The sequence below is a fragment of the Methylocystis sp. Se48 genome (assembly GCF_056269425.1).
On the sequence record NZ_CM149850.1, the window covers coordinates 1,105,282 to 1,117,811 of the forward strand.

At 66.1% G+C, this 12,530-nt stretch carries 8 protein-coding genes; 5 read left to right on the top strand and 3 right to left on the bottom strand.

The genetic code is table 11. The features are described 5' to 3' along the window. Positions 1-584: 584 nt before the first annotated feature. Complete coding sequence (locus ACV959_RS05430; protein WP_475738898.1) at positions 585-2,099, top strand: Do family serine endopeptidase; 1,515 nt, start codon at positions 585-587, stop codon at positions 2,097-2,099. 165 nt (positions 2,100-2,264) lie between these two features. Further along, positions 2,265-2,948, top strand: a complete 684-nt coding sequence (locus tag ACV959_RS05435) for a response regulator transcription factor (RefSeq protein ID WP_475739591.1) — start codon at positions 2,265-2,267, stop codon at positions 2,946-2,948. A 25-nt stretch (positions 2,949-2,973) separates the two neighbouring features. Here ACV959_RS05435 and ACV959_RS05440 read toward each other — a convergent pair whose 3' ends face one another. Further along, complete coding sequence (locus ACV959_RS05440) at positions 2,974-3,393, bottom strand: hypothetical protein (RefSeq protein ID WP_475738899.1); 420 nt, start codon at positions 3,391-3,393, stop codon at positions 2,974-2,976. A 271-nt stretch (positions 3,394-3,664) separates the two neighbouring features. On the opposite strand from ACV959_RS05440, the gene ACV959_RS05445 reads away from it, so the two are divergent. Together ACV959_RS05445 and ACV959_RS05450 are read left to right on the top strand one after the other, a co-directional pair. Next, positions 3,665-4,378, top strand: a complete 714-nt coding sequence (locus tag ACV959_RS05445) for a hypothetical protein (protein WP_475738900.1) — start codon at positions 3,665-3,667, stop codon at positions 4,376-4,378. A 163-nt stretch (positions 4,379-4,541) separates the two neighbouring features. Continuing rightward, a complete protein-coding gene (locus ACV959_RS05450; protein ID WP_475738901.1) occupies positions 4,542-5,981 on the top strand; it encodes a sensor histidine kinase in 1,440 nt (479 codons plus the stop codon). Here the strand turns inward: ACV959_RS05450 and ACV959_RS05455 are convergent. Next, positions 5,885-8,335: a PAS domain-containing sensor histidine kinase gene (locus tag ACV959_RS05455; RefSeq protein WP_475738902.1), complete on the bottom strand. Its 2,451-nt coding sequence runs from the start codon at positions 8,333-8,335 to the stop codon at positions 5,885-5,887. The genes ACV959_RS05450 and ACV959_RS05455 overlap by 97 nt on opposite strands. Before the next feature lie 132 nt (positions 8,336-8,467). Continuing rightward, positions 8,468-11,119: an aminopeptidase N gene (gene pepN, locus ACV959_RS05460; protein ID WP_475738903.1), complete on the bottom strand. Its 2,652-nt coding sequence runs from the start codon at positions 11,117-11,119 to the stop codon at positions 8,468-8,470. Between the two features lie 274 nt (positions 11,120-11,393). Between pepN and ACV959_RS05465 the strand changes: the two genes are divergently transcribed. Continuing rightward, a complete protein-coding gene (locus ACV959_RS05465; protein ID WP_475738904.1) occupies positions 11,394-12,521 on the top strand; it encodes an efflux RND transporter periplasmic adaptor subunit in 1,128 nt (375 codons plus the stop codon). Positions 12,522-12,530: the final 9 nt, after the last annotated feature.

Genomic DNA, 12,530 nt, shown 5'->3' on the forward strand with positions numbered 1-12,530 from the left:
CTAAACGCACTGCGTTCCGCTTGAAACGGAATTTGCAGACGGCATAGTAAAGAGCCGCCATCAATGTGCGTCTTGCTCTTGTCGAGCAAGGATATTTTATATTATAATTAAAATATTGATGGCTGCCCCTCTCAAGCTCACGCATATAAATCAGGAAGCTGGCTTCTTGGATTAAATGGTGAGCAAAAACATGAAAGTTTATAAATAACAAAAAATCAATTAAACAAATTACGTACGAAAATGTACGTACAATAATTAGCAATTAACGTAATCTTAACCAGTTTATTGTCAAGTATATATGGATTGAAGTGGTTGGATAAGTTTTGTGAAGCTGGAGGTTGTTTTGCGTTGTTCGGCCTGCTTCCGGCGCCCTGGCGTTCGGGTCGGCTCTGGAGCCGTCGATCCAATGGCGGCTCCCTTTCAGGGGCCGACGCGCGCGACGCGCAAGGGCGTCTTCCGGTTTACGAAAGTTTCATCCGGCGGCCATTGGACCGAAACGGGCGCATCTCCATTTTCGTGTTGCAGGCGGCGAGGTCGCAGGTTCCGCCCGTCAGCTCTCGCCGCGAAGATGGAGAGTATTTGAAATGCATCATCCGATTTATGAGCGCAGCTCCCGCATGTCGGCGCCGACGCGGCGGCGACGCGCGTCGCGCCTTGCGCTGATGGGCGCCGCCGCGGCGCTCGCCTTCGGAGCGGCGGTGGGGGCGCCTGTTCAGAAAGCATTCGCGGAAGCGCCCCTCGCGCAGACGGCCGCGCCCGCGACGGGTCCCGCCTCCTTCGCCGATGTCGTCGAACGCGTGAAAGGCGCGGTCGTCGCGATCAAGGTCAAGGCCTATGAGGAGTCGCAAAATCCCTTTGACGGTCAGGAATTTTCGCCCGACGATCCGATGTATCGGTTTTTCAAGCGTTTCGGCGACATGCCGCAGCGCCGCATGACCCAGTCCCAGGGCTCGGGCTTCATCATCAGCGCGGACGGCTATGTCGTCACCAACAATCACGTGGTCGAACATGCGACCGAGGTAGAAGTGTCGCTCGACGACGGCCGCTCGCTGCCCGCCAAGGTCATCGGCACGGACAAGCGCACCGATCTCGCCCTTCTGAAAATCAACGATGGAAACAAGCTTCCCTTCGTCGAATGGGCGAGCGCGCAGCCGCGCGTCGGCGACTGGGTGATCGCGGTCGGCAATCCCTTCGGCCTCGGCGGCTCGGTGACGGCGGGCATCGTCTCGGCGCGCGGCCGCGACATCGGGGCCGGCCCCTATGACGACTTCCTGCAAATCGACGCGCCGGTGAACCGGGGCAACTCGGGCGGCCCCGCCTTTGACGTGCGCGGCAATGTCGTCGGCGTCAATACGGCGATCTACTCGCCGACCGGCGGCTCGGTCGGCATCGGCTTCGCCATTCCCGCGGAAGTCGCCAAGGACGTCGTCGCCGCGCTCAAGGAGAAGGGGTCTGTTTCACGCGGCTGGATCGGCGTGAAGATACAGCCGGTGACTCAGGAGATCGCTGAAAGTCTCGGTTTGAAGTCCACGAAGGGCGCGCTGATCGCGCAGCCGCAGAAAGGCGCGCCGGCGGAGGCCGCTGGACTGAAGGCGGGGGACGTCATCGTCTCAGTCAATGGCGAAAAGATCGAAACGCCGCGAGAATTGGCGCGCCGCATCGCGGCGATGGGCCCCAACAAGACGGTGGAGATCGGCTATCTGCGCAATGGCGCCGAGAGAACGGCGAAGCTCACGCTCGGCGCGCTGCCTGAGGAGAAGGACGCGCGCGCGGATGACGACGCCTTCGGCTCAAATGGCGGCGCGGGCAATGTCGCCGCGCTCGGCGTCGAGGTCGCCCCGGCCTCCGAAATCCGCGGCGCCGGGAGCGAAGGGCTGTTCGTCACCGACATCGACCCGAGCGGCGTCGCCGCCCAGAAGGGCCTGCGCCGCGGCGACGTGATCGTCGAGGCGGGCGGCCAGCCGGTCAATTCCCGCGCCGATCTCGGCAATGCGATTGAGGCCGCGCGAAAGGAAGGCCGCCGGTCGATCCTGCTTCGCGTCAGATCGGCGGACGGCGCCAAGTTCATCGCTGTGCCGGTGAAGGCCAGCGCGGGCTAACAGGCTTCTTGCGACGCGGACCGCGAGACTGCACCCGCCCGCAGACGGTCCCGCGCAAGCAAGAGCGACGGCTTTCGGCCAGCCCCCTCCTGGCCCCGTCGCAGGCGGGCCGGCGGTCCAACGCCGGCCTGCCGTTTTTTCGTCAGGTCGGGTATCATGACGGCGATGCGCATTCTGATCATCGAAGACGACAAAGAAGCCAGCGATTATCTCGTCAAGGCGTTCCGCGAGCAGGGCCATGTCGCCGATTGCGAGGCCGACGGACTTGCGGGCTACGCCGCCGCCCAAGAGGGCGATTACGACGTGCTGATCGTCGACCGGATGCTGCCCAAGATGGACGGCCTCTCGCTCATCTCAAGCCTTCGCGAGCAGAAGGTGGAGACGCCCGTGCTGATCCTCTCCGCGCTCGGTCAGGTGGACGACCGGGTGAAGGGCCTGCGCGCCGGCGGGGACGATTATCTGCCGAAGCCCTACGCCTTTTCGGAGCTGCTGGCGCGCGTCGAGGCGCTGGTGCGCCGCCGCGTCGGCCCGCGCGGAGAGGAGACGCATTATCGCGTCGGCGATCTCGAACTCGACCGCTTGTCCCACAAGGTGACGGTGGGCGGACAGGAGATCGTGTTGCAGCCGCGCGAGTTTCGCCTGCTCGAATATCTCATGAAACATGCGGGCCAGGTCGTGACCCGCACCATGCTGCTCGAGAACGTCTGGGACTATCATTTCGATCCGCAGACGAACGTCATCGACGTGCACATCTCGCGCCTGCGCGCCAAGATCGACAAGGGGCGCGAAAATCCGCTCCTGCACACCATTCGCGGCGCGGGCTACATGATCCGCGACGGCGTGAGATGACGCCCCGCGCCGTTGCGGCCGCGCGTCACCACCACCAGCCGGGACCGCCCCATCCCCAACCGGGACCGCCCCATCCCCAGCCATAGCCGTAGCCCCAGCGCGGCCGGGAGGCGGCCGCGATGCCGGCGCCCATGATCCCGAGCGCCGCGGCGGTGAAAAGCGCCGCGCCGGGATCGTATCCATAGCCGTATCCATAGGCCGGATAAGAATAGCCATAGGGATAGCCGTAATAGACGCGCCGCGGGTAGTAATAGACGACCCGGCGCACCACGACCGGACGATAGTGTCGCCGGTAGTGACGCACCGGCGCAACCGGCGACGTCAGGCTGACGGCGGCCGGCGGCGCAACCGAAATAGGGCCGGCGAGCGCCTCGGGCGGCATGGCGCTCAGCCCGGTGGAGCCGCACAGGATTCCAAGCAGCGCTTTTCTGAGACTCTGACGCATTTTACTCATGCCTCGTTCGCCCCCGGATTGAACCTCGATCGGCGGCCGAATGTTCCGTCGCGTACGGCGCGCGCCTGATCCGGGACGCCCCCGCGCGCCTGAAACACGGCGGTCGGATCCATCAAATTGATGTCCTGTGGTCCTATAAATTTCCGTTGAATGGCGAAATATTCTCTCCACATAGCGCTTGTGAGCCGGGAGACAGCGCTACGGCGCGCGAGATCGCGACGTCTTTCCGGCGCAGCATTCAGCATCTGGAGGAGTTCGAGCCATGAAGATTCGCAACGCCCGGAGCCTCGCGACCGCAGCGATGGTCTGCTTCGCGGGCGGAGCGCTCGCCAATGAGATCAAGTCGTCGAGCGACGCGAAAGTCGCGGCCCCCTTCGACATCGTCGAAAGCCGCATCACGATCGACCAGGACCATGCGGTTTTCCGCACGCGCGTGCGTGCCGACGTCGGCGCGCAGAAGCCGAAAGCGACCGGCAAGTTCGAGGGATCCGAGGTCTACGCCTATGTTTGGCCGACGTCTCTCGACAGCGCCGAGGTGGGCTTCGAGAAGGGGCAGGGAATCGTGGCGCTCGCCGTCACCTATCATCCCGACTTCGACGACGGCGCAAAGGGCGCGAAAAACCGCGACCGCTGGCATCCGCACTGGGTCGTGCTCGTCAAGGATCCGAACTGCGGCGGCGGGCTGAAAGTCCTCGACATTCCCAAGGACGCCAAGCCGAAGCTGCCCGAGAACTGGCCCGGCGCGCCGCTGCTGATCGACAGCCCGGATTATCCGACGTCGCTGTCGGGCGACGCGGTCGAAGTGCGCGTGCCGCTCGCGAGACTCGGCGCGCTCAAGGGCGCGTCCTTCGACGCGGTCGCCTCGGGGCTGAAGGTCAACGCCGACCTGCATGCGCCGCTGCTTTGCGTCGCCAATGTGTTCAAGGTCGCGTCGGGCGATCTGAGCCTGCCGGGGAAACCGGTCCAGGCGCAGTAAAATCGTTCCCCTTCCCGCGAGAGAGGGGCCCGGCGCTTGGCGCCGGGCCTTTTTTACCTTTGCGCGCGCCGGACAATCCCCATTTCGACAGGAGCGCCGGCGTCGTCTATGACGTCGCGGCCGTCGGCGCCGCGCCGCGATCCGCCGGGGACACGAGACCCGCATGACTTCACTCAGCCAGTACAGGGGCGGCCCCGGCCGGTTCGGCGGTCTTGGAAAGCTCTTCCGCACGACGGCCTTCAAGCTGTCGCTCGCCTATCTGGTGCTGTTTTCCATCGGCGCGGGGCTCGTGCTCACGCGCGTTGGCGCGCGAGTCAAGGAGGTGCTCGACGAGCAGATCGAGCAGACCGTCGAGGCGGAAATTCGCGCGCTTTCCGAGCAATATGCGCAGGGCGGGCTGCGTCAGCTCACAACCGCGCTGGAGCGGCGCGTGCGCGCGCCGGGCGGCTCGCTTTATCTGCTCATGACGCATTCCGGCGAGGTCATCGTCGGCAATATCGAGCCTCCCAACGCCCTTCCCGCCGGCGGTTCGGCGCTCGTCGAAACGCCCTATCAGCGGCGCGGCGAAACCACCGAAACCCATCCTGCGCTCTTGCGGCTTTTCCTGATCCCAGGCGGGTTCCGGCTGCTCATCGGCCACGACATCGAAGACCATCAGGTGCTGCGCGACATTCTGCGGCGCGCGCTCGGCGTCTCCCTGTTCTGGCTCGCGCTCGTCGGCGCGCTCGGCGGGCTCTTTGTCGCGCATCGCATGTTGGAGCGCGTCGACGTCATGTCCGCTTCCGCGAGACGCATCATGGCGGGCGATCTGCACGAGCGCCTCGCCGTGACCGGCGCCGGCGACGAACTCGATCGCCTGGCCGAGAATTTCAATGCGATGCTGGAGCGCATCTCGGAACTCATGACGGGCCTGCGCGAAGTTTCGGACAATATCGCGCACGATCTCAAGACGCCGCTCACGCGGCTGCGTAACCGCGCCGAGGCGGCCCTGCGGGGGGGCGGCGAGAACGGCGCGCATCGCGAGGCGCTGACCGCGGTCATCGAGGAATCGGACAGTCTCATCCGCGTGTTCAACGCGCTGCTGATGATTGCGCGCGCGGAGGCTGGTTACTCCACCGACAATCTGACGACGCTCGACGCCGACGCCGTGGTGAGCGACATCGCGGAGATGTACGAGCCCGTCGCCGAAGAGCAGGGCGTGCGTCTTGTTTGCTTCACCGAGCCCGGCCTCACCGTGTCCGGCAGCCGGGAACTGCTCGGGCAGGCGGTCGTCAATCTCGTCGACAATGCGCTTAAATATGGCGCGGCGGGCGAGAACCCGGCGATCGAACTGAGCGCGAAGCGCGTCGGCGACCGCATTGAGATCACGGTGGCGGATCACGGGCCCGGCATTCCGGCGCCGGATCGCGAACGGGTGGTGGGGCGTTTCGTCCGGCTGGAGAATTCGCGCTCGCGGCCAGGTTCGGGACTGGGGCTGTCCATGGCGGCGGCGGTCGCCCGCCTGCATCACGGCGCGCTGCGGATCGAGGACAATGCGCCGGGATTGCGCGTCGTGCTGTCCATCCCAGGAATCCGCGCCGTGGCCTCGCGCGAGCGCGCATAGGGAAGCGCGCGGACGGCGGGGGCCTTGGCGGGGGCGGATTCCTCCATGGACCGGCCTTTGAGCGGCGTCACGTTTTTGCCCGCGCAATGCGCGCAGGCGAGCCGGATCATGGCGATCGTGCCCCGTCCGAGCCGCGAACGGAACCTCAATGAGCCGCCATGGAGGTCGATCAGCGCGCGGGCGATGGCGAGGCCGAGCCCGGAGCCCTTCATCCCGTTCTCCATGACGCCCGCGCTCTGCTCGAACGGCCGCCCGAGTTTCGGAAGGGCGCGCGGATCGATGCCCTGTCCCGTGTCCTCGACGAAGAAGGCGATGGCGTCGCCGTGGTGACGCACGCGCACGCGCACGAAACCGCCGGCGCCAGTGAATTTGACGCTGTTCGAGAGCAGCGCGCCGAGCGCTTTGCCGATCGCCGCCTCGTCGCCGACGCAGCGCAGTTTCTCGTCGACTTCGACGATGAGAGTGATCTTCTTTTCCTCGGCGCGCGCGCGCCATTCGCCGACCGCGCGGCGCACGGCTTCCGCGACATGCACCTCGCGCTCCGAGAGTCGCACGAGGCCGGCTTCCAGCCGCGACATGTCGAGAATGTCCGACAGCACTTCGTTGAGATAGGCGCCGCCCTGGCGGACGTTGTTGCAATATTCGACATATTTCGGCGAACCCAGCGCGCCGAAAGGCTCGGCCAGCATCATTTCCGTGAAACCGATGATGGCGTTGAGCGGCGTGCGCAATTCGTGGCTCATATTCGCCAGGAATTCCGACTTCGCGAGATAGGCGGCTTCGGCTTCCGCTTTCTGGTGGTGATATTGCTCGGCGAGCGTCGCGAGCTGCTGCGCCTGCATTTCGAGCGTCTGACGGGAGCGCATGAGGTCGGCGACGCTCCCCGTCAGGCGCCGTTCGGACTCGATGAGCTTTTCCTGATTGCGCTTGAGGGCGGTGATGTCCGCCCCGACCGAGACATAGCCGCCGTCCTTCGTGCGGCGCTCGTTAATTTGCAGCCAGCGGCCGTCGGCGAGGCGCGCTTCATAGGTGCGCGCGTCCGCGGCGCGCCCTTCGGCGGGCGAAATTTCGGTCTGGATGATCGGGCCCTTCGCACGCATCATGATGCGCGAATAGCTCGCGCCGGCGACGGCGACGTCCGGCGACAGGCCGTGGAGATCAAGAAATTTGGAATTGCAGGTGACGAGGCGGTTCTGCGCGTCCCACAGGACGAACGCTTCCGAAATCGCGTCGATGGCGTCGCGCAGGCGCATATTGGCCATGGCCGTGTGTTCGGCGAGCGCCTTCTGCTCGGAAACGTCCACGGCGATGCCGACGAGATGGCGCCCCGCATCCTGCGCGTCGTCGACGATCTGCGCGCGGGCCCTGATCCAGATCCATTCGCCGCTCGCGTGGCGGGCGCGGAATTCGTGGTCGACGCTGTTGGTCTTGGAGGCCGAAACCATTTCCGCGATTACGGAAAGATCGCCGTCCTGCGGGTGGATGAGCGCGTTGAGTTCGCCGAAGGAGAGGCAGCGCGGTTCGGCGGGCAGGCCCAGCATCTCGTACATCGAGTCGGACCAGTAGATGCGTCCGCGCGCAATGTCCCAGTCCCACAGGCCGCAGCGTCCGCGCGAGAGCGCGGCGTCGAGCCGCTTGCGGATATAGCCGTTCACCTGCTCCGCCGCCTGGCGCCGGCGCGACTGGCGGAAATAGGCGAAGACGATCGCGAGCAGCATGAGCGTCGTGAAGGCGAAGACCACCGCATAATGCGCGGCGATCGCGCGCCACTCGCCGAGAACGTTTTCGAGCGGATAGATCATCGCCAGCTGGCCATAGGGCGCGGGCAGTTTCTGCACCGTGGCGAGCGCCGCCGTTCCGTCCGGCAGGGTGACGCGCATGACGCCGGCCTTCTCGGCGAATTCGGTCAGCACCTGTTCGGCGCCGAGGATGTCGTGCAGCGTCGCGTTCTTGGCGGCGATGGGCGGGAAGGCGGCCGCGACATGGCCGTGGTCGTCCGTGACGAGAATGCGGCGTCCCCGCGCCGTGGCCGGGCGCGGCACGATCTTGTTCAGGGGCTCGACGAGGTGCTTTTGCGCGTCGGCCTGAATCTTGTCCTGCAGGTCGCGCGAAACGGCGCGCGCGAAGACTTCGAGGTCAGCCGTCGCCTCCTCGACGAGTTGGTCCTGCATGGCGCTCGTGAGCGATGCGGCGAAGGCCGTGAGCGAGACGAGGCAAATCCCCGAGACGATGAAGGCCACCCGGCGCAGCCAGGGGCTTTCCTTCGGATCCTTCTCGCCGTTGCCGTTGAAACGATAGGCGCCCCACACCGTTTCCGCGTGACTCATCGCACGAGCTGCGGTGACGCGCGCCATCAAAAATCTCCGAAATCAGGCGATCTTTCATCTGGGCTGGGAACGCCCGAATCACCTTCATTCGAATCTCTCAGGCCTCGATTGTCCAGACCTTAATTGACCGTTAACGGCTCCCGGGACGCCGCGCGCCGGTCAGGCCAGCGCGCGCGTGGCGATGTCCTTGACGTCCGCAGAAAGATCTTCTCTTTCAAGGATTTGTCTTAGGCGCGCCTCGACCAGCGCGCGCCGGCGCGGCTCCAGCGTGCGCCAGGAGCGCAGGGAGGAAAGCAGCCTTGCTGCGAGCTGCGGATTCTTGGCGTCGAGCTCCAGGACGACCTGCGTCAAAAGATCGTATCCAGAGCCGTCGAGCGCGTGGAAGCGGGTGAGATTGGCGTTGGCGAAGGCGCCCAGCAGCGCCCGCACGCGATTGGGATTGGCGAGCGAAAAATCCGGATGGGCCATCAGCTCGACGACCCGCTTGGTCGTGCGGGTTTCGGGGATCGTCGCCTGCAGCGCGAACCACTTATCGATGACCAGCGGATCGCCGGCGAAGCGCTCGTAGAACTGCGCGAAAGCCTCCTCGCGCGCGTCGCCGCCGATGAGCGCGAGGGCGGAAAGCGCGGCGAGGCGGTCGGTCATGTTCCCGGCCATGGCAAATTGACTCCGGGCGAGCGCGCGGCCCTTTTCGGGGTCGCCGGCGGCGATCAGGTCGAGCGCCACAGCCTTTAGCGCCCGGCGTCCGGCGCCGGCGGCGTCCGGCCTGTAGGGTCGCGCGTCGTCGAGCCGCGCGTAGGCGGCTTCGGCGTCGGCCAGAAGGGCTCGGCCGATCTCCTCACGCAGCGCCATGCGCGCGCCGAAGAGCACGTCGGGATCGACATTCTCGCCGGCTTCGCGCGCAAGGTCGATTTCCGAGGGCAGGGTCAGCGCCTGCGCGGCGAAGGCCGGGTCGGCGTCCGCTCCAGCGAGAATGGCGCGCAGCGCGGCGACGAAACCCGCGGAGCCGGGCGCCTGCGCGCCGGACGCGGCCGCGTCGACGCGAGCGAAAATGGCGCGCAGGGCGAGGCCCTGCGCCGCCTGCCAGCGGTTGAACGGATCGTCGTCGCAGGCGAGCAAGCGTTCGAGATCCGCGCTCGACGGCGCGGGTTCCAGCCGCACCGGCGCCGAGAAACCGCGCAGCAGCGAGACGACAGGCCGCGACGGGACGTTGCTGAAGACGATCCGCCGCGAGGGGCCGGAGAGCTCGAAGAGCCCCCGCGCCAGTTCCTCGACGCGCGCATCGGCGCTCGCGAGGTCGAGCTTTTCGCCGTTCTCGCCGAAAAGGGCGAGAGCGACCGGAATGACGAGCGGCTTCTTGTCCTTCTGGCCTGGAGTCGGGTGAGTTTCCTGACGCAGCGTCAGCGCGAAGGTCTTGGCTGCCGGGTCGTAATCGCCGTCGCAGGCCAGCACGGGCGTGCCCGCTTGGCTATACCACAGAGAAAAATGCGACAGGTCGCGGCCCGAGGCCTCGGCGAAGCAGGAGAGGAAGTCCTCGACCGTCGCCGCCGTCCCGTCGAAGCGGTCGAAATAAATGTCCATGCCCCGCCGGAAGGCGTCGTCGCCGATCAGCGCGCGCAGCATGCGGACGATCTCGGCGCCCTTCTCATAGACGGTCGCCGTGTAGAAGTTGTTGATTTCGTGATAGACTTCTGGCCGCACCGGATGCGCCAGCGGCCCCGCGTCCTCTGGAAACTGCGCGAGCCGCAAGCCGCGCACGTCGCCGATCCGCTCCACCGCGCGCGACCGCATGTCGGCGGAAAACTCCTGATCGCGGAAAACGGTAAGACCCTCTTTCAGGCAGAGCTGGAACCAGTCGCGGCAGGTGATGCGATTCCCCGTCCAGTTGTGGAAATATTCATGGGCGACGACCGCCTCGATGCCGGCGTAATCCGCATCTGTCGCGGTCTCGGGCGAGGCCAGAACATATTTGTCATTGAAAATGTTGAGGCCCTTGTTCTCCATCGCGCCCATGTTGAAGTCGGACACGGCGACGATGTTGAACACGTCGAGATCATATTCCCGGCCGAACTTCTCCTCATCCCAGCGCATCGCGCGCTTCAGAGCGTCCATGGCGTAGGCGGCGCGCGGCTCCTTGCCGTGCTCGACATAGATCGCGAGGTCGATCTTGCGGCCCGACATGGTGGTGAAGCTGTCGCGCAGCGCGCCCAGATCGCCGCCAACGAGCGCGAAGAGATAGGAGGGTTTCGGGAAGGGATCGCGCCAGACGGCGTAATGGCGGCCGGAGCCGGGGATATCCCCGCTTTCCACAGGGTTGCCGTTGGACAGGAGGACCGGCGCCTCGCTCTTCTCGGCCTCGATGCGGGTCGTGTAGACGCTCAGCACGTCCGGCCGGTCGAGGAAATAGGTGATGCGGCGGAAGCCCTCCGCCTCGCATTGGGTGCAATAGGCCGAGCCGGATCGATAGAGGCCCGAGAGCTGGGTGTTGGCGGTCGGATTGACCTCGGTTTCGATTTCCAGAACGAAGTTCTCGTCCGGAACGGCCGCCAGAACCAGGCGGTCGGGCGTCGCCGAATAGTCGCCCGGCGACAGGATCCGGCCGTCGAGCTTGACGCCCAGCAGGGAGAGGCCGTCGCCGTCGAGCGCGAGCGGCGCCTCGGCCGCGCCCTTCGGATTGCGTCGCATGGACAGGGCGGCGACCACTTTCGTCGCGGTCCGATGCAGGGAGATGTCGAGAGAGACCGAGTCAATGAGGAAATCGGCGGGGCGATAGTCGACGAGACGGACGGCGACGTTGGACGGATGGCGCATGAATTCCTCGGGCGGATCGAATCGGAACGTGCCGGGAATATAGGCCCCCGCCTGCGGTTTGCGACGCCGCGGCCGTCACAAGTCCGAAAAAACTCCCATTTTCGTTGGATAGCTGCGTTGCGGCGCGCAGACGTCTTGAGCCCGGGGGGCAGGGCTGTAAAACTCCGGTAAACAGGCGTCACCGCGTGGCGCGATTCCGGGCAGGGCGCGTTCCGGGCGCCATCCGGATTTGACCGGCGCCGCTCGCGCCCTAAATCAGGCGTCAATCCTCGATATGCGGCCAAAACTTGCTCTCATCCTCTTTCTGACCGCGTGCGGCGCGCGGGCGGCCTTCGGGGAGCCCCTGCCCGCTCAGCCGCCGATGCGCGAACTCTCCGTGCCGCTGACGGAGGAGCAGATTCGCGCCGCCGGCGTCGAGACGCAGCCGGTCGAGCCGGAATCCGGCGTCGGCGAGCTGGTCGTTCCCGGCGTCGTGACCGTGCCGCCGCAGCAGCTGCGCATCGTCGCGGCGCCGGCGGCGGGTCTCGTCGAGACGCTGCTCGTCGCCCCCGACGAGGACGTGAAGGAAGGCGATCCCATCGCCACGCTGAAGTCCTCTGAACTGGTCGAGGCGCAGCGGGCGTTCCTGCTGTCCCTCTCGGAGGCCAATCTCGCAGCCGAGAAGCTGCGCCGCGACGAGCAGCTTTATAAAGAGCGCATCATCGCCGAGCGCCGGCTCATCGTGACGCGCGCGGAGGCGGCGCAGGCGCGCTCCTCGCTCGACGAGCGCGCCCAGATTCTCGCCCTCGCCGGCATGACGGAGCCGGAAATCGCCGTGCTGCGGAAGGAGCGCAAACTGGCGAGTTCCCTCCTCGTGCGCGCGCCGATCGGCGGCACGATCCTCCAGCGGCACGGCACGACGGGCGAGCGCGTGCAGGCCTCGGCGCCGCTCGTGACGATCGCGCGGCTCGACCCGATCTGGGTCAATCTGCAGGTGCCGCTTGGCCGCGCGGTCGCCCTCGACAGCGTCGAGCGCGTGCATCTTCCCTCGGCCGATCTCGACGGGCGCCTTATTCGCGTCGGACGCACGGTCGACTCCGCGACCCAATCGGTTACGGCGGTCGCGGAGTTCCGTCCCGGCCGTAGCCCCTTGCGGCCGGGGCAGGCCTTGCAGGCCATTCTGCGCGTCAGGGGCGGCGGCGCCTCGCAGTGGCGCGTGCCGGCCGACGCGGTGGTCAGCCATCTCAATCACAGCTGGGTCTTCGTGCGCACCGCGGAGGGCTTTCGCGCGGTTCCGGTGACGCTGATCTCGGAGACGCCGCAATTCGCCTCGGTGCAGGGCGCGCTGGCGAATGGCGAGCGCGTCGCGACCCGCGGGCTGCTCACGCTGCTCGCCGAACTCGCGGAGGCCGAGAGCAAGTGACAGTTCTTC